Raw genomic sequence first — 17,056 nt, forward strand, 5'->3', positions numbered from 1 at the left:
CATTGATGGCTGAATTGTCACAGGGAAGGCGCAAAAGCTTCTTGTTTGTTGAATAAATACAATTATTGCGTACTTATGCATATTTCACGTATCCTTACAGCCACTCTTGCCGCCGCATTCACCCTGCCGGCTCTGGCGGACATTCCGGCCTCCCGCGTTCCAGCCCCCGTGAAGGAGCAGGTGCAGAAGCAGTATCCGAACGCAGGCGCCATCGAATGGGATTTCGACAACGATGAAGACATCTACGAGGCGGAATTCCACCTCAACGGCCTGGAATACGAAGTAAAGCTTTATCCTGACGGCACCATCTGCATGGCCAAGGCGGACATCTCCCTTCAGAATCTTCCCGCCCCCGTTACGGCGGCTATCGCCCGCAATTTCCCGGGGTATGCTCCCCGCCGGGCCAAGCAGATGACCGTCCGGGGCACCCTGAAGTACCGGGTGGACTGCCGATCCGAGTCCGCCGCCATCCGTAAACTGGAACTTTACTATGCCCCGGATGGCAAGCTCCTTTCCAGGAAAGCGGACGATTGAATTTGCCGTTCTTCAGCATGTTTCCGTATGACAGAAGCCGGGGACCAATCTTCCGGAGACTGACACGGCGCCTGCTGGATTCAACAAAGCCTTATGATATAAGGTCTAATTTGCAATGATTGAGTTATTCAATATCGACCTCCTTTCCTATTACACCCAGACGGCGGAAACCGCCCCGCAGCATTCCTATACTATTTACTGGATGATTCTGCTGGGTTCCATGCTTCTGAGCTGGCTGGTCAGCGCACGGATGAAAAGCCGCTTCAGCGAATATTCCCAGATTCCCATTCCGGTGACCGGGCGGGAAGTGGCGGAACAGATGCTGAAGGACAACCACATTACGGACGTGAAGGTGATTTCCACGCCCGGCCACCTGACGGACCACTACAATCCCGCGAACAAGACCGTTAATCTGAGCGAGTCCGTTTACAATTCCAACAGCATCGCTGCCGCGGCCGTGGCGGCCCATGAAGTGGGGCATGCCGTGCAGCACGCCCAGGCCTACCACTGGCTGGGGCTGCGGTCCGCGCTGGTTCCCATCGTCCAGTTTTCCTCCAACCTGGTGAGCATCGTGCTGATTCTCGGCATTATCCTGCTGGCCATGGGCGGTTCCCCGTGGGTGCTGGGGCTGGGCATCGGCCTGTTTGCCATGACCACCATTTTCGCCTTCATCACGCTTCCGGTGGAGTTTGACGCTTCCGCCAGGGCCTTGAAATGGCTGGACCGTTCCCACTTGATGAACTACTTCGACCACGGCAAGGCCAAGAGCGCCCTGTTCTGGGCAGCCATGACCTACGTGGTGGGTGCGCTTTCCTCCCTCGCCATGCTGCTGTACTACGTGTTTATCTTCATGAATGCGCGCGGCAGGCAATGATGCGTTGTCCGGCCCTCATGAAATGACAGGTACACGGGACGGGACGGAGAAAGGAGCCGCCTCCAACTCCGCAGCGGCGGCCTACCCTTTTTCCCGCCTCCATTGCGTAAAACGGGAGACCCTGCCTACGGACTCCCTTTCTTGAACGTCCTTTAACGCATCAGGCGCGGGCTACGGCCCCACGGGGATTTCCGCCTCCCCGCGCCTTTGCCCCCAACGCTACAGCAGCGATTCCAGACGCCTCCCCGGCAACCTCCCTGCCTTATGCCTCTTCCGGATGCTCCTGTTTCCTCTTTCCGGCCGTCAGGCGGAAGAAGAGGGGAACCAGGAAGATCGCCAGCAGCGTAGCCGTAATAATGCCGCCCAGCACCCCCGTGCCTACGGCGCGCTGCGCGCCTGCCGCCGCCCCATGGGCCAGAGCGAGCGGAACGACGCCCGCCCCGAATGCCAGGGAAGTCATCAGAATAGGCCTGAGCCGCAATTTGGCGGCGGCGACGGCCGCCTCCATCACGCCCATGCCTTCCCGGTAGAATTCCTTGGCCACTTCCACAATCAGAATGGCATTTTTGGCGGAAAGGCCGATCGTCGTAATCAGGCCCACCTTGAAGTAGATGTCATTGGGCATGTCGCGCAGGAAAACGGCCAGCAGGGCTCCGAGAAGGCCCAGAGGCACCACCAGAATCACCGCCAGGGGAATGGACCAGCTTTCATACAGGGCCGCCAGCACCAGGAAGACGATCAGGATGGACAGGGCGAACAGAAGGGTGGCCTGGGAACCGGCCAGCTGTTCTTCATAGGACTGCCCCGTCCATTCAAATCCCACTCCCTGCGGCAGAGTGGCGGTAATCTGTTCCAGGGCTTTCATGGCGTCCCCGCTGCTTTTGCCGGGAGCGGAGGAACCGTTGATAGTGAAGGAGGGATAATTGTTGTAGCGCGTGAGCTGGGGAGGACCCGCCGTCCAGTCCAGCCTGACGAAGGAAGACAGGGGCAGGAGCTTCCCCCGGTCATTGCGGACATGCAGGTCTTCAATGTCATTGCCGTTCAGGCGGCTTTTCCCATCCGCCTGCACGATGATACGGCGCACCTGGCTGTTATGCATGAAGTCCCCTACGTAGCTGGACCCGAACATGACGGCCAGCGAGTTGCTGATTTCCGTGATGGGCACTCCCATGGAGAAGGCTTTCTCCCGGTCAATGGAAACGTGCAGCCGCGGCGTGTCCGCCTGGCCGGAGAAGTAAACGCCCATCAGGTTGGGGTCCGCATTGGCGCGGGCCAGAAGCTCGTCCCGGGCTTCCACCAGACGGTCATATCCCAGGCCTCCCTTGTCCTGGAGCCTGAAGTCGAATCCGGACGTACTGCCCAGCTCCGGCAGGGACGGCATATTCAACGCCATGACCATCATCTGATGGTCTCCCGCAAAGCGGGCGTTGACGCGGTCAATGATTTCCTGGGCGGAGTTGCCGCCTGCGGCGCGCTCCTCCCAGTTTTTCAACCCGACGAACAGCATCGCCATGTTGGTGCCGGAACCCATGAGACTGAACCCGCCCACGGAGTAGGCGTATTCCACGGGTTCATGCTGCATCAGGTAGTCCTCCACCTCCTTCAGCCGGGTGCTGGTTTCCTCCTGCAGAGTTCCGGCCGGGAGAGAAACCATCGCCATGAAGTTGCCCTGGTCTTCTTCCGGAAGGAAGGAGGTGGGCAGCGTGAGGTACAGGTAGCCGGCCCCCGCTATGATGAGCGCATACAGAAACAGGGAGCGCACGGGACGGCGGATGATTCCGGAGACGGCACTGCCATACCGGTCCGTGGACCGGTGAATCGTCCTGTTGAACCATCCGAAGAACCCTTTTTTCTCCTGGTGCTCCACGGAGGAGGGTTTCAGCATGGCGGCGCACAACGCCGGAGTCAGGGAAAGAGCCAGAAACGCGGAGAAGGAGATGGAAACAATGAGCGTCACGGCAAACTGCCGATAAATGTTCCCCACTGCCCCGCTGAAGAAGGCCATGGGAATGAAAACCGCCACCAAAACGGCGGTGATGCCCACAATGGCGCTTCCGATCTGCTTCATAGCTTTCATCGTGGCGCGCCGGGCGTCCAGCCCTTCCTCCATCATGATGCGTTCCACGTTTTCCACCACCACAATGGCGTCATCCACCAGAATGCCGATGCTGAGCACCATGGCGAACATGGTGAGCATGTTGATGGAAAACCCGGAAAGCCACATTACTGCAAAGGTCCCCAGCAGGGCCACGGGGACGACAAGCGTGGGAATCAGGGTGGCCCGGAAGTTCTGAAGGAACAGAAACATGACCAGGAATACCAGCAGAATGGCTTCCACCAGGGTCGATATGACCTTCTGGATGGAGATTTCCACGAAATGAGTGGTTTCATACGGGATCTGGTAGGAGACTCCGGCAGGGAAGTCCCTGGCCAGTTCATCCATCTTGGCCTTGAGCAGCCTCATGGTTTCCACGGCGTTGGACCCCGGAGCCATCTTGATGGCCATGCCGGTGGCGGTCTGCCCGTTGCAGCGTGAGAAGAACGCATAACTGTTGGAACCAAGCTCCACCCGCGCCACGTCCCCCAGTTTCACGGAGGAACCGTCTGAAAGCGTCCTCAGGGCGATGGAAGCGAATTCCTCGGGCGTGCGGAAGGCTTCCTCCGCCACCACGCTGGCATTGATGGGGGCGGATTCGGAAACGGCCGCTCCGCCAATGTCGCCAATGATGATGCGCTCGCTCTGGGCGGCCACGGCATTCACGATGTCCGTGGGCGTCAGTCCCAGGGCTTCCAGCTTTTCCGGATCAGGCCAGATGCGCATGGACGTTTCAGCGCCGAACAGTTCCACGCGCCCGACACCCTTCACTCGTTTCAGTTCCGGGATGATGCGGGCGGAAGCCAGTTCCCCCAGTTCCATATCATTCAGGCTCCCCGTGGAGGAAAGGGAAATCAGCGCCTGAATGTTGTTGGAGGATTTTTCCACAAACACGCCTTCCCTGCGTACGGATTCCGGCAGACGGGATTCCACGGTTTTCAGCCTGTTCTGGACTTCCACGGCGGCAATGTCCGGGTCCGTGCCCTGCTTGAAGGTGACGGCAATTTCCACCATGCCGTTGGAACTGCTGGTGGCGGACATGTACAGCAGGCCGGGCGCGCCGTTGATTTCCTTTTCAATAACGGCCGTGACGGCTTCTTCCGTATCCAGGGCGGAAGCTCCCGGATACGTGGTGCGGAGGGTAATGACCGGAGGCGCAATGTCCGGGTACTGGGCAATGGGCAGGCTGGGAATAGCCAGCAGCCCGATCAGGGAAATCAGGAGGGCGACTACCCATGCAAAAATGGGGCGGCGTATGAAGAAATCAGGCATGGAGGTTTATTGCTGGGCGTTGGATTGGGGCCGGGGACCGGCAGTGCGGACCTTCATTCCGGGCCTGAGGGACATGATGTGGCTGACGACCACCTTGTCTCCGTCCTTGAGACCTTCTGAAACCAGCCATTCCCGGCCATTCAGCGTGTCCGCCTTGACGGGGCGCACTTCCAGCACGCCGTCCGGGCCTGCGACAAAAACGGAGGCTCCCTGCGCCGTCCGGATGACGGCGTCGCGGGGAATGGCGAATACGTTGCTCCGCATGGCCTTGTCAAACACCACGCGCACATAGGCGCCGGGAAGAAGCTCGGCATCAGGATTGGGGAACTGGGCTTTCATTTCAATGGTATCCGTATCAGGATCCACCGCCATATCGGAAAAAATGATCCTGCCGGGATGGGGATATTCCTCTCCATTGGAAAGCAGCAGGCGCACCTTGATCTCCTTAATGGGAACTCCCTTCCACAGCCCGGATACGACAGCCCGGCGCAGGCTGCTGTAATGGGAGGCCGGCTGGGAGAATCGGACGTAAATAGGGTCTATCTGCTCGATGGTAGTCAGATGGGTGAATTCATTCTGGTTGGCAAACGCCCCCTCCGTCACCAGCGCACGGCGCACCCGGCCGGAGATGGGCGCCTCCACCCTGGTGTATTCCAGATTCAGGCGGGCCTGCTCCAGGGACGCGGCGGCAGCGGCATATTCCGCCCTGGCACGGTCTTCCTCCGCCTTGGCCTGCTTGTGCTCCCGCACGCTGACCGCTCCCTTGGCCACCAGGGAGGAATAACGCGCGGCCTTGTCCTCCGCATCCGCCAGTACCGCTTTGGCACGGGCCACCGCGGCCTGGCATTCATCCAGAACGGCCTGAAGAGGGGCCGGATCTATTTTGAAGAGAAGGTCGCCCGGCCGGACCGTCTGCCCTTCCTCATAACAGCGTTCCTGAATGATTCCCGTCACGCGGGCGCGCACTTCCGCCTGAAGGTAGGCCTCCATGCGGCCGGGAAGATTAGCGGTTACGGGAACCTGCGTGCTGTGCACCGTCAGAACGCTTACTTCCGGCACCGTCTCTCCGGGAGAGCCGGCGCCCTGGGTTTCATCCTCCTGCCGGCACGAAGGCAGGAATGCCAAAAGAGCGGAGCAAAGGAAAAAAAGACAAGTTGTTTTCATGAATAATAACGTTGTAGAAGACCGCAAAAGACCCCGGAACCACGCTTCCGCCAAGACCGGGGATTTTTCAATTGTCATATGGTGTAAAGTATCCCATAATGGGAGAGTCAAGAGGTAATGAAAGAATTAAGCGGAGCGGCTTTTTATCATTTGTTGTAAGTTATTGTCAGCAAAAACTAAATGAAAGACGCAGAGATTTCGTCTTCATGAAGATTTCTCTTGCAGGCGCCAGCCGTCTTTGCCGGGAAGCCCGCCCGGAAAGAAAAATCAGTCCCCCCGCCCATTGCAACCAGGATGGACAAGCAGAATTTACTCACCATCGGCAGCCTGTCCAGGCAGACAGGCGTACATATCAAATCCCTGCGGTATTATGAACAGCTCGGGATCCTGAGCCCCGCCCATACGGATCCGGATACCGGATACCGTTACTACACCCTTTCCCAGATTCCCGTGGTGGACGCCATCCGCGCGTGCATCTTCCTGGACATTCCCCTGAAGGAATTCACCACCTTTCTGACCAAGGACCAGAAGAGAATCCATTACAAGAAGCTGATTTCCCACGGTACCATGCTGGCTCACCAGAAGATCAGGGAGATTCAGGAAAAACTGCATCTGCTGGAAAAATTCCAGAAACAGATGGACCGGATGGAAGGCCTCCGGCACCATGAGGGGCAGACCGTCCACCAATTGCCGGAAAAATACTGCTGGGCGGTTCCCTATTCCGGGAAACAGCACAGTACGGATTATAATATTCTCATTACCAGCATGTTCGACGACATCAACCACAACGGGCTGCGGCTGGGCGCGGAAGCCGGCCTCCTTTCCTTCCACCGGGGAACCGGAACGGAACAGTTCCTGTATGTGGAGGTGGAAGCGACAAAAAGAGACGCCCGGAAGCTGAAGGAAATCATGCGCCTGCCTGCCGCCTCTTTCCTCTGCGCTATCAGGCGGGAAAGCGGTATCGGGGAAGCCCCCTTCGTCTTTTCGGAACTGTTCGCGCAGGAATATGATAAAATTATCATGGAAACGGAATTGTTTTCCGGAGATTACGATGTTGCGCATCCGCAATTCGAACTGAGATGCTCCCTGCCGCCCGGAGAGAAATAAAACGGAGAAGCATTTCCGGAACAGGCAGGGGGCAAGGCGCAAGGAAAACGGGTTTTCCAGGAATCCGGTTTTCCCGTCCGCTTCCTTTTGCACTGCGGAGCAGATGAAATAAACGTTCATGCTCCTGACGGCAACCTCTCCGGAAGTTTCATGAAATGGCATTGCATTTCCCCATGCAGCATATAAAATAATGGGGTGGCACATTGCGACACTACACAACCGGACTTGAAGGAAAGCGCCGTCAAGGCTTACAAGGCCATGTTGCTGGCGCGCGCCTTTGACACCAAAATTTCCAGCCTGTATAAAGCGGGCAAAATCACGGGCGGCGTCTACCTGGGCCGCGGGCATGAAGCGATTGCCGCGTGCGGCGGCGTTTTCCTGACCGCGGGCTATGATATCATCGCTCCCTTCATCCGGGAACAGGCGGCACGCATCACCTGGGGGGAACCGATTATTGAAGCGGCGCGCTCCTACCTGGGTTCCGCCCTGGGCTATATGAAGGGAAGGGACGGGAACGTTCACCGCGGACTGCCGGCGGAAGGCTACATGGCACCCATCAGCCATCTGGGCAGCACAGTGGCCTTCGTGATCGGCTGCCTCTTTGCCAAGCGGCTGGACGGCAAGCTGCCCGGCCCCGTAGGTGTAGCCTTCTGCGGGGACGGAACCACCTCCACCGGGGCCTTTCATGAAGCGGCCAACATGGCGAACGTGGAACGTCTCCCGCTGGTGCTCGTGGTGACCAACAACCAATTTGCCTATTCCACGCCCAACGTCCGGGAATTCGGGGAAGCCTCCCTGGCGGACAGGGGCCATGGCTACGGGTTCACCGTACATGAAACGGACGGCACGGATTTCATGTCCACGCTGGAAACCTTCCACACCGCCGTCAACAACGCGAGGGAAGGGCTGGGTCCCCAGTGGGTCCTTGCCAAAACCCTGCGCATGTGCGGCCACGGCGAACATGATGACTCCTTCTACATTCCCAAAGAACTGAAGGAGGAATACAGCAAAAAGGACCCCGTCACCGTCGCGGAGCGTCAGCTTCTGGAAGCCGGCTGGCTGACGCCGGAAGAAATAGCGGACCTGAAAAAGCAATATGCCGATGAAGTCCAGCTGGCCGTGGCTACCGCACAGCGGGAACCGGAACCGGACCCTTTCCGGGAAGACTGGAACGCCACGGTATGGAGACCTTATTAAGCCTGCAAACGGAACATTCCCATGAGCGTAACATACATTGATGCCATTCACGACGCCCAGAAAGACCTGCTTACGGAAGACAAGGACGTTTTCCTGTACGGGCAGGACATAGGCGTTTTCGGCGGCGCTTTCAAAGCGACCAAGGGCCTCAAGGAGCTGTTTCCGGACCGGGTGATTGACGCCCCCATCAGTGAGGACGCCATGGCCGGCATGGTCACCGGAGCCGCCGTCATGGGCAAGAAACCCATCATGGAAGTTCAGTTTGCGGACTTCAGCACCATCGCGTTCAACCAGATCGTGAACATGGCGGCCACCCATTACTACCGGACGGGCATTCCGGCCAATATCACGGTACGGCTGCCCTGCGGAGGAACGCCCGGCACGGGCCCCTTCCACAGCCAGAGCCTGGAAGCCCTCTTTGCCCATTATCCTGGCCTGCACGTCATGACCCCGGCCACTGTGGCGGACGCCTACTGGATGCTGCGCCAGGCCGTGGAGATTCCCGATCCCGTCATCTTTCTGGAACACAAGTTCCTTTACCGCTGGCTGAAAGCGGAAGACAACTACCGGGAAGCCCCGGCCATTCCCTTCGGCATAGCCCGGATCGCCCGTACCGGAAAGCATGCCACGGTGGTGGCATACAGCGCCATGGTGCCGGAAGCCGTACGTGCGGCGGATCTTCTCGCGAAGGAAAGCGGTTATGAAGTGGAAGTCGTGGACCTCCGCACCGTGCGCCCGCTGGACATGGATACCGTGATCGCCTCCGTAGCGCGCACCGGCCGCGTCCTGGTCATCGGGGAGGATTTCCCGTGGGGAGGAGTCACGGCGGAAGTCGTTTCCCGCATTGTGGCGGAAGGCTTCCATCTGCTGGACGCTCCGCCCCAGCGGCTCAATGCCAAAGACACGCCCATCCCGCAGCATCCCAACCTCTGGAAGGCGCACCGCCCTACCCTGGAATCCATTGCAGACTCCATCCGCCATCTTTTATCCATCTGATCCAACCCAGTTTCCACCATGCCTAAAGTACCCATTCTGATGCCCCAGCTCGGGGATTCCATTGCAGAAGCCACCGTGCTGCGCCTGCTGGCGGCTCAGGGCGATACCGTAGAAGCCGACCAGGAAATCTTTGAGGTAGAGACCAACAAGGCGACCATGGGCGTCACTACCATGTGCGGAGGCGTCCTGAGCGATGTATTTATCAAGGAAGGGGAATCCATCGTGGTCGGCGCCTGCATGGCCATGATTGAAGCCACGGAAGAGGAAATCGAGCGCTCCGGCGCCACCCCGGCCGGGGAATCCACCCAGCCCTCCCTTCCGGCCAGCCCGGAATCCGTGCCCCAGCCTGCGCCCGCCTCTTCCGGCCGGGAGGAGAAGCCCACCGGAGTCCACTTTGGAGCGACGGGGGAATCCTACCAGGAAAACAGCGCGGACCTGAAAGTCCAGCCCAGCGTGCGCGGCCTTCCGGTCCCTGCCGGCATGAAAGGCGCGCACTACATGTCTCCCCGGATGAAGGCCCGCATGGATGAACTGGGCATGAGCGCCTCCGACATTGCGTTCATCTCCGGTTCCGGAGCCGGCGGACGCGTCACCATTGACGACCTGGAAGAATTCCTGGAATACGTGAGCCAGTGGCCTCACCGCAAGGCCTCCTCCATGCGGCTGGCCGTGGCGGACGCCATGCGCCGCAGCTGGACGCGCCCCCTGGCTTCCGCCGGGCGCCCCGTCTTCATGGACCCCCTCATCAAGCACAGGCAGAATTCCCCGCTGCGTCCCGGCATCACCCTGTACTTTGCCCGCGCCCTGGCCTTGGCCCTGGCGGAAAGCCCGGAATGCGCCGGCTACCTGGTCGGGGAAAACATCCTGTCACCCAAGACGATTGACATCGGCATTGCCGCCCAGGTGGCGGACGGAGTCATGGTTCCCGTGCTGCGCCGCGTGAACGAACGGACGATGGACGAACTGCTGGAAGACTACAACCGCCTGATCGCCCAGGCGCGCCGCCGCAGGCTGGCTCCTGAAGACAGTACGGGCGGCATCGCCACGGTGACCAACTTCGGCGGCTTCGGCCTTACGTTTGCCGCACCCATGCCGATGCCCAGCGAATCCATCATCCTGGGCGTAGGAGCTGTCACCAAGACTCCGGTCTGGAGCGACGAAGTGGAGGCGTTCATCCCCATCTCCAAAGCCAACATCGTGGCTACGGGGGACCACCGCGTGGTGGACGGCGCCGACATCGGCCGCCTGCTCAAGCGCGTGGCGGAACTGCTCCAGCGCCCCGAATACCTGTAACCCGTCCCGTTCCCGCACGCTTTACGCCGCATGACGACAGACCCACCCGTATTAGGCCTGGTAGCCGGAGACGGCGTCTATCCGGAATACATTGTCCGGGGAGCGCGCCGCCAGACGCCGGAGCTGCGCATTGTGGCCGTGGGCTTCAAGGGGGAAACCAATCCCGCCGTCATCCCCCTGTGCGACTTTTATCAGGAATTCAGCGTGGGCCAGATCAGCAAGCCGTTTTCCTTCCTGAAAAAACACGGCGTGCGGAACGTCATCATGGCGGGGGGCATCAACCCGAAGAACATCCTTTCCCTCCGTCCGGACCTGCGCGCCCTTTCCGTGCTGATGCGCATGCCGGAAAAAAACGCGGATTCCCTGCTGGGAGCCGTCATCACGGAAGCGGAAAAAGAAGGCTTCACCATCCTGCCCGCCTCCACCTACATGGAAGAACACATGCCGCAGCCGGGGCACATCGCCGGACCGAAGCCCACGCCTGAACAATGGGAAGACGCCGTTTTCGGCATGCAGATGGCCAAGGAAATCAGCCGCCTCCACATCGGGCAGTCCGTCGTCGTGCACGGGGGCACCGTCGTCGCCGTGGAAGCGATTGAAGGAACCAACAACTGCATACGCCGCAGCGGAGAGCTGGGCAGCGGCAAACCCGCCACGCTGGCAAAAGTGGCCCGTCTGGGGCATGACATGCGTTTTGACATCCCGACGATCGGCCCCGCCACCATTGAAACGTGCGCGGAATGCGGCGTCCGGCAAATCGCCCTGGAAGCGGGCAAGACTATTCTGCTGGAACGCGGCCGGGTGGCGGAACTCTGTAAAAAGCACAAGATCAGCCTGCATGCCCTGGAGGCTTCAGAGCAGGGCCGCCCTTCTCCGGCAAACCCGCCTGCATAAAAAATCCCCTCATCCGGAAACCCGGACAAGGGGAAATCATTCCGCATACGGGATGCAGAATAGGAAAACGGCTTGTTTCAACCGTCGGAATTAAGCGTTTTTGTCCTTGTCCTTACCCATCATGGATTTGGCCTTGTCGCCCATGCCGTCAGCCATATCCTTGACGGCATCCTTGCCCTTTTCATAGCTTTCCTTCATCTCGTGCTTGCCTTCTTCCATTTTTCCGGAAGCAGCATCTTTCGAGCATCCACAGCCCTTCTTCATATGATCATTTGATTCACACATAATAAATAAATGTTTTTGTTTTTAATTGTTTGAATTAACCGTTTCTAGCAGCGTCACCGATAGCTTCGGCCTTATCGGCCGCCCTGTCCGCCGCATGGTCAACGGCGTCCTTGCTGTCCTGGTAAGTATCCTTGACGGCGTCCTTGCTCTTTTCGTAGGCGTCCTTAGCCGCCTGCTTGCCTTCCTTCATTTTTTCGGAAGCGGCGTCCTTGGCGGCTCTAGCGCCCTTTTTCATGTGCTCCTTGGCTTCAGTCATGTCCTTGTCACCCTTGGTGCAGGAACCGCTGCCGCAGGCGCTCTGCGCCAGGGCCACTACCGGAACTGCAACGGCTACCGCTGCTATAGCATATATCAATTTTTTCATGATGTTGTTCTATTTGGATTCATTCCAATAGACTCTTTCTTCATGAAAAACTATGAATCCTGTCGTGTCATTCTACGTTCACTCCAGCATATCAAAAGCCAGAAACGCCGCAGTGGCAACGCAGTCCCGGCACGGAACACGGCCCTCCCTTTTCAGATCCCTGCAATGGGAATAACCCAGCTTTTCCACAAACCGCCGCTTCAGCTCCTCCCTGGACTGCACGGGCGTACACAGGAGGGCTCCATGCAAAGCGCCACACACCCCGTCAGGCGCTTTTCCGGTTCCGCACGCGGAAACGGCTTCCAGCAAATCCTCTCTTCCCAGAGCCGCGCAAACGGCCTGGGCGCAGTTGTGGCGCCAGGGTTCCGTGCGAAAGGTGGACAGCGCTTTTTCTTGAACGTTCATGCCACCACTGTAGGCCCGCCCCCCTTCCGGGTCAAGAGCCCGGTCCACTTCCTGCACCGATGAACTCCGCTGCATCCGCAACCGCCATTCTCCAGGCGGATTCCAAAGGCGAAAGGACAGCCTGCACGGGAAACCTCCGGCAACAGCGCTCACTTTCCGGCAAGCCGGCGGCTGGTCTCCAGGCGCTCCGCCAGTTCCTCAACGGGAATGCTCCCGTCCAGACAGAGGCTCACCCAGTTCTTCTTATTCATGTGGTAGGCCGGAAAACGGCTGGAATAATCCACAAGGCCATCAAGCTCACCGGGGCAAACCCGCAGATTAAGCACCTCCACCCTCTCCCTGGAACTGCCTCCCAGCTTCGACCGCGGCACGGCCAGAAAAACGGCATACCATTTTTCCGTATCCTTCCGGCGCACCACAGCGCTTCCCGGCGACTTCCTCCACAGGAATTCCAGTTCGTCCCCATAAGCTTCCCGGACGTGCGCCACGAGGCTCCGGGCAGGATCGGCCTTGAAGAAATCGGGCTCAAAGCAGCATTCCGCCACATGCCACAACTCTTCCTCATATTCCCTGCGGAGCGCCCTTTCCTGCAACCTGTCCACCGTTTTCGGCGCCAGATGCGGCATTTCCTCCTCCCCGTCCGCTCCACGCACCGCTACGCGGACGGAACCGTCCGCGTGTATTTCAAATTCCATGCGGTACCGGCCATGCAGCAGCTTTGTCCTGTATAAAAAACCATTTTCCCCGCAAACACAGCCGAAGGGAAGCAGTTTATCCCCGCACAGCTTCCTGTCCCTGAACACGCGTTCCACGGCTTTTTCATACCAGCTTTTCTGGGGAACGCGGCGGAAAAACATGGGGCAAAAGAAGTTAAAAGCTGTAGAAGAAGAAAGAACCGCCACCCGCATCCTTTGCAGACATGCAGGTCCAGACGAAGCTATGATAAAGCCGCACGGAAACGGTACAAGGTCAAAATAACATGCCCTTATCTCCGGAGTGTATGCATCGGAGAAAAGGTTTTACCTCCCCGTCAGCACGTACCACACGAACAGGCTGTTGTACTTCACGTACCGCCTGAGCAGTCTTCCCGGTTCGCGGTAAATGCGGTACAGCCATTCCAGGCCGTTCCTCTGCATCCACAGGGGAGCGCGCTTCACCGTGCCGGCATGGAAGGCGAACGCCGCGCCCACGCCCGCATAAACGGCGGGAGGCAGCAGCTCCTTCTGTTCCGCCATCCACCTCTCCTGCTTCGGGCAGCCGAGGCCCACCCACACCACATTAGCCCCGCTGGCGGCAATGGCCTGCCGCATATTTGCCAGGTCTTCCTCCGTCCAGGAACGGAAAGGGGGGGAATACATGCCTGCCAGCTGACAACCGGGATGTTTTTTCTTCAACCTGTCCGCCAGAATTTGCAGCGTCTGTTCCTCCCCGCCCAGCAGGAAATGGCGCAGACCCGGATGCTCCATCCCGGTCAGGGCCTCCATCAGGTCAGGGCCGCTCACGCGTTCGGCGGCCTTTCCTCTTTCCGGGAGGGTTCTGTTGAGCTTCCATACCACCGGCATTCCATCCGGACAAATCACGTCCATCTTTTCCAGCACGGCCCCATAACTCCGGTCATGCACGCCAAGAGTCACCACATGCACATCCGCGGCAGCCACCAGATAAGGAGCGTCCGCCTTCAAGGCGCGCTCCGCCAGGGCTGCGCACATGTTCTCCACGGAACTGACGGCCACGGAAAAGCCGAATACCTTTCCGCTCTCACACGGTACCCGTACGCCGGGCTGGACAGGGTCATTGGAAACAGTCATGGCCTGATAAGAGTAAAGAAAATTCACGGCAGGGACAGCCTCAGCCCGTCGTAGGCCGGCATCACGTTCTCCGGAAGCTTGCCGGAAAGAATCCCGTAATCCATGTCGTGGGACATGTGGGTGAGCACGGCGCGCCGGGGCCGGATGGCGTCAATGGCAGCCAGGGTTTCCTCCAGGCACATGTGCGTGGGGTGCAGATGGTAGCGCAGCCCGTCAATAATCAATAGATCTACTCCCTTCATCCCCTCCAGGGATGGCTCCGGAATGCTTTTCACGTCCGGCATGTATGCCAGGCGCTGCCCGTCCGCCTCCAGAACGTAGGCATAGGTTTCCACTCCGGCATGAAGCACCGGAAGAGGCGTGACCTGCACATTCCCCACGCGGAACGGCTCCGTTATCTCATGAGGTTCCGGCCTGACATAGCCGCTCCGGCCCGTTTTCGGTTCAAACGCCCAGCCGTACATGGACCGCAGGGCGGCCATCGTCTCCGGAGAGGCGTACATGGGCAGGCCGCCCGTCCTGCGCCAGCAGAAGGCGCGCAAATCGTCAAAGCCGCCCACGTGGTCCACGTGGGCATGCGTGTACAGCACGGCGTCCACATCCATGATGTTTTCCCGCAGGGCCTGCTGACGCAGATCCGGAGAGGAATCCAGCAAAATGCGGGAACCTGCGGCCTCCACGTAAATCGAAGAACGCAACCGCTTGTTTCTGGGATCCGCCGACGTGCAGACCGCACAGGAACAGCCTATCTGGGGTACTCCGGTGGAAGTTCCGGTACCCAGAAAGAGAATGTTCATCACAGAGGTCATGATTGCGTTTAGAGCGAATGATGCCATAATGCATTCAAAATCCAAAGCCCGAATGCTTACATTGCTGAAAATTAGAAACCTGGCTCTCGTGGACCAGCTGCTCTGGGAACCCAGCTCCGGCTTCATCTGCATCACGGGGGAAACGGGAGCGGGGAAATCCGTCATCATCGGCGCCATACGCCTGGCGCTGGGGGAGCGCGCGGATAAAACGCTCATCCGCTCCGGAGAACAGCAATGCAGCGTGGAAGCCGTCTTCCATCTGCCGGAATCCTCCCCCGTCCACGCCATCCTGAACGAGCACGGCGTGCCCCCCTGTGAAGACGGCAACCTGATCATCAAGCGCATCATCTCCCCCGCGGCCAACCGCCAATTCCTGAATGACAGCCCCTGCACCCTGAACCTTCTGCGGGAAACGGGCGCCTGCCTGGTGGATATGCACGGCCCCAGCGACCACCGCTCCCTCATCTCCCAGGAAAGGCAGCTTTCCCTGCTGGACGCCTTTGGGGAACATACCCCTCTGCTGCACGCCTATGCGGACGCCTGGCGGCAATGGCAGGACACGCGCCGGGCCTATGACGACCTGGAACACGCGGAAGCGGCCACCGCACGGGAAATAGAATTGCTGCGCCACCAGGTGGACGAGATAGACGCCGCCGCCTTCACGCCGGAGGAAGTGCTTACGCTGGAAGAACGCTGGCAGCGGGCCCGCAATGGCTCCAGGCTCCGGGAACAGGTGTCCAGAATGCTCTCCATGCTGGAGGAAACGGACGTTCCCGGACTGGGCTCCCAATTGAGGGAGCTGACCAGGGCGGCCCATGAGCTGGAACGCATGGACGCGTCCACCGCCGCATGGCTGGCCCCCCTGGCGGCAGTGAATCTGGAACTCAAGGAGATTGAGGGCCGCCTGGCGGATTATTCCTCCGAACTGGACTGTGACCCGCAGGAACTCTTTCAGCTGGAAGAACGCATCAACCTGCTGGAATCCCTGAAAATGAAATACGGCCCCTCCTTTGAAGACATTTGCGCCCGGAGGGAGGAAGCGGCCCATCGGCTGGACCGCATCGAACACCGCACGGAACGCCTGGAAGAACTCAGAGCTTCCATCACCGTTCTGCGCAAGCAGCTGGACGCCGCCGGGCAAGCCCTGACAAAGGCGCGCCAGGCTTCCGCTCCCAAACTGGCGGCTTCCATCATCAGGCATTCCCGGGAACTGGGGTTCCGCCAAGCCGTCTTTGAAGTAGGGTTGTCCCCCCTCCGGGAACCGGGCTCCCAGGGCATGGAAACGGTGGAATTCCTGTTCGGCCCCAATCCGGGAGAACCCTCCAAGCCTCTCCGGCTGATCGCCTCCGGCGGGGAACTGGCGCGCATCATGCTGGCGATTAAAAGCGCCCTGGCTCACAAGGATTCCACCCCCCTGCTGGTGTTTGACGAAATAGACGCCAACGTGGGCGGGGAAGTGGCGCGGGCCGTAGGCTTCAAGATGCAGCAGCTCGGAAACAGGCACCAGGTCATCTCCATCACGCACTTTCCGCAGGTGGCGGCCCTGGCCTCCCACCACTACCTGGTCCAAAAAGCTTCCGCAGGCAACCGCACCATCTCCTGCCTGCGGGAGGTGAGCCATGAAGAGCGGATAGATGAACTGGTCCGCATGCTGGGCGGAGGCGGAGACCACGCGCGCACGCTGGCCCAGGCGCTGCTGCAACCCTCCTGAACAGGGCTGATTCTGCCAGAAAAGTTATCTTGTCAGAAATTCCTCTCCAGCCATATATCCTACCGAACGGCCTGGCGTTCCATAATCGTCCCGGTAAATCACTTTCATCAAATACTTCTTCCCCTTTTCCAAGGGATGAAGATAGATGGCATGCTCTGTAAAATTCCAGAGGAAACCTGGAAGGGCATCCAATGCTTTAACACGATGAACCTCATGTTTTCCGCATGGCGCTCAATGTGGCAGCGTTC

16 protein-coding genes are annotated in these 17,056 nt (G+C 59.3%); 8 read left to right on the forward strand and 8 right to left on the reverse strand.

Annotation, left to right across the window (positions count from 1 at the left end):
* Positions 1 to 75: 75 nt before the first annotated feature.
* Together LIO64_RS00525 and LIO64_RS00530 are read left to right on the forward strand one after the other, a co-directional pair.
* A complete protein-coding gene (locus tag LIO64_RS00525) occupies positions 76 to 534 on the forward strand; it encodes a PepSY-like domain-containing protein (RefSeq protein ID WP_290547499.1) in 459 nt (152 codons plus the stop codon).
* A gap of 202 nt (positions 535 to 736) precedes the next feature.
* Positions 737 to 1,408 (forward strand): zinc metallopeptidase, encoded by a 672-nt coding sequence (locus LIO64_RS00530; RefSeq protein ID WP_343230513.1) that lies wholly within the window; start codon positions 737 to 739, stop codon positions 1,406 to 1,408.
* A gap of 262 nt (positions 1,409 to 1,670) precedes the next feature.
* Here LIO64_RS00530 and LIO64_RS00535 read toward each other — a convergent pair whose 3' ends face one another.
* Positions 1,671 to 4,775 carry an efflux RND transporter permease subunit gene (locus LIO64_RS00535; protein ID WP_290547501.1) on the reverse strand — a complete coding sequence of 1,035 codons (3,105 nt, stop codon included), beginning with the start codon at positions 4,773 to 4,775 and terminating at the stop codon, positions 1,671 to 1,673.
* 6 nt (positions 4,776 to 4,781) lie between these two features.
* Positions 4,782 to 5,900 carry an efflux RND transporter periplasmic adaptor subunit gene (locus LIO64_RS00540; protein WP_290547502.1) on the reverse strand — a complete coding sequence of 373 codons (1,119 nt, stop codon included), beginning with the start codon at positions 5,898 to 5,900 and terminating at the stop codon, positions 4,782 to 4,784.
* Positions 5,901 to 6,233: 333 nt separating this feature from the next.
* Here LIO64_RS00540 and LIO64_RS00545 point away from each other — a divergent pair, with 333 nt between their 5' ends.
* The 5 genes from LIO64_RS00545 (at position 6,234) to lpxI (ending at position 11,426) form a co-directional block, all read left to right on the forward strand.
* Positions 6,234 to 7,046 (forward strand): MerR family transcriptional regulator, encoded by an 813-nt coding sequence (locus LIO64_RS00545; protein ID WP_290547503.1) that lies wholly within the window; start codon positions 6,234 to 6,236, stop codon positions 7,044 to 7,046.
* Positions 7,047 to 7,241: 195 nt separating this feature from the next.
* Entirely contained in the window at positions 7,242 to 8,243 is a 1,002-nt protein-coding gene (locus tag LIO64_RS00550; protein ID WP_290547504.1) for a thiamine pyrophosphate-dependent dehydrogenase E1 component subunit alpha, read from the forward strand.
* A 21-nt stretch (positions 8,244 to 8,264) separates the two neighbouring features.
* Complete coding sequence (locus LIO64_RS00555) at positions 8,265 to 9,239, forward strand: transketolase C-terminal domain-containing protein (RefSeq protein ID WP_290547505.1); 975 nt, start codon at positions 8,265 to 8,267, stop codon at positions 9,237 to 9,239.
* 18 nt (positions 9,240 to 9,257) lie between these two features.
* Complete coding sequence (locus LIO64_RS00560; RefSeq protein ID WP_290547506.1) at positions 9,258 to 10,532, forward strand: 2-oxo acid dehydrogenase subunit E2; 1,275 nt, start codon at positions 9,258 to 9,260, stop codon at positions 10,530 to 10,532.
* 30 nt (positions 10,533 to 10,562) lie between these two features.
* On the forward strand, positions 10,563 to 11,426 hold the full coding sequence (lpxI, locus tag LIO64_RS00565; protein ID WP_290547507.1) for a UDP-2,3-diacylglucosamine diphosphatase LpxI: 864 nt from the start codon (positions 10,563 to 10,565) through the stop codon (positions 11,424 to 11,426).
* Positions 11,427 to 11,516: 90 nt separating this feature from the next.
* On the opposite strand, the gene LIO64_RS00570 is transcribed toward lpxI, so the two are convergent.
* The 6 genes from LIO64_RS00570 to LIO64_RS00595 all read right to left on the reverse strand — a co-directional run bounded on the left by LIO64_RS00570 (position 11,517) and on the right by LIO64_RS00595 (position 15,085).
* Positions 11,517 to 11,690, reverse strand: a complete 174-nt coding sequence (locus LIO64_RS00570; RefSeq protein ID WP_290547508.1) for a hypothetical protein — start codon at positions 11,688 to 11,690, stop codon at positions 11,517 to 11,519.
* 55 nt (positions 11,691 to 11,745) lie between these two features.
* Positions 11,746 to 12,075: a hypothetical protein gene (locus LIO64_RS00575; RefSeq protein WP_290547509.1), complete on the reverse strand. Its 330-nt coding sequence runs from the start codon at positions 12,073 to 12,075 to the stop codon at positions 11,746 to 11,748.
* Between the two features lie 78 nt (positions 12,076 to 12,153).
* Entirely contained in the window at positions 12,154 to 12,480 is a 327-nt protein-coding gene (locus LIO64_RS00580; RefSeq protein WP_290547510.1) for a hypothetical protein, read from the reverse strand.
* A 149-nt stretch (positions 12,481 to 12,629) separates the two neighbouring features.
* A complete protein-coding gene (locus LIO64_RS00585; RefSeq protein ID WP_290547511.1) occupies positions 12,630 to 13,337 on the reverse strand; it encodes an MmcQ/YjbR family DNA-binding protein in 708 nt (235 codons plus the stop codon).
* A gap of 162 nt (positions 13,338 to 13,499) precedes the next feature.
* Positions 13,500 to 14,315 (reverse strand): WecB/TagA/CpsF family glycosyltransferase, encoded by an 816-nt coding sequence (locus LIO64_RS00590; protein WP_290547512.1) that lies wholly within the window; start codon positions 14,313 to 14,315, stop codon positions 13,500 to 13,502.
* Positions 14,312 to 15,085 carry an MBL fold metallo-hydrolase gene (locus LIO64_RS00595; RefSeq protein WP_290547513.1) on the reverse strand — a complete coding sequence of 258 codons (774 nt, stop codon included), beginning with the start codon at positions 15,083 to 15,085 and terminating at the stop codon, positions 14,312 to 14,314. The genes LIO64_RS00590 and LIO64_RS00595 overlap by 4 nt, the downstream gene beginning before the upstream one ends.
* A gap of 64 nt (positions 15,086 to 15,149) precedes the next feature.
* Here LIO64_RS00595 and recN point away from each other — a divergent pair, with 64 nt between their 5' ends.
* The gene (gene recN / locus LIO64_RS00600) at positions 15,150 to 16,808 is read left to right on the forward strand and encodes a DNA repair protein RecN (RefSeq protein WP_290547514.1); all 1,659 of its coding nucleotides are present in this window, start codon (positions 15,150 to 15,152) and stop codon (positions 16,806 to 16,808) included.
* Positions 16,809 to 17,056 lie beyond the last annotated feature (248 nt).

The organism is Akkermansia sp., assembly GCF_020860705.1.
In the GTDB taxonomy this organism is placed as follows: Bacteria; Verrucomicrobiota; Verrucomicrobiia; order Verrucomicrobiales; family Akkermansiaceae; genus Akkermansia.

Excerpts from the sequence above, each read along its gene's own strand:
- LIO64_RS00525 (WP_290547499.1), top strand. The coding sequence starts at position 76 with ATGCATATTTCACGTATCCTTACAGCCACTCTTGCCGCCGCATTCACC.
- LIO64_RS00530 (WP_343230513.1), top strand. The coding sequence starts at position 737 with ATGATTCTGCTGGGTTCCATGCTTCTGAGCTGGCTGGTCAGCGCACGG.
- LIO64_RS00535 (WP_290547501.1), bottom strand. The coding sequence starts at position 4,775 with ATGCCTGATTTCTTCATACGCCGCCCCATTTTTGCATGGGTAGTCGCC.
- LIO64_RS00545 (WP_290547503.1), top strand. The coding sequence starts at position 6,234 with ATGGACAAGCAGAATTTACTCACCATCGGCAGCCTGTCCAGGCAGACA.
- LIO64_RS00555 (WP_290547505.1), top strand. The coding sequence starts at position 8,265 with ATGAGCGTAACATACATTGATGCCATTCACGACGCCCAGAAAGACCTG.
- LIO64_RS00560 (WP_290547506.1), top strand. The coding sequence starts at position 9,258 with ATGCCTAAAGTACCCATTCTGATGCCCCAGCTCGGGGATTCCATTGCA.
- lpxI (WP_290547507.1), top strand. The coding sequence starts at position 10,563 with ATGACGACAGACCCACCCGTATTAGGCCTGGTAGCCGGAGACGGCGTC.
- LIO64_RS00570 (WP_290547508.1), bottom strand. The coding sequence starts at position 11,690 with ATGAAGAAGGGCTGTGGATGCTCGAAAGATGCTGCTTCCGGAAAAATG.
- LIO64_RS00575 (WP_290547509.1), bottom strand. The coding sequence starts at position 12,075 with ATGAAAAAATTGATATATGCTATAGCAGCGGTAGCCGTTGCAGTTCCG.
- LIO64_RS00580 (WP_290547510.1), bottom strand. The coding sequence starts at position 12,480 with ATGAACGTTCAAGAAAAAGCGCTGTCCACCTTTCGCACGGAACCCTGG.
- LIO64_RS00585 (WP_290547511.1), bottom strand. The coding sequence starts at position 13,337 with ATGTTTTTCCGCCGCGTTCCCCAGAAAAGCTGGTATGAAAAAGCCGTG.
- LIO64_RS00595 (WP_290547513.1), bottom strand. The coding sequence starts at position 15,085 with ATGAACATTCTCTTTCTGGGTACCGGAACTTCCACCGGAGTACCCCAG.
- recN (WP_290547514.1), top strand. The coding sequence starts at position 15,150 with ATGCTTACATTGCTGAAAATTAGAAACCTGGCTCTCGTGGACCAGCTG.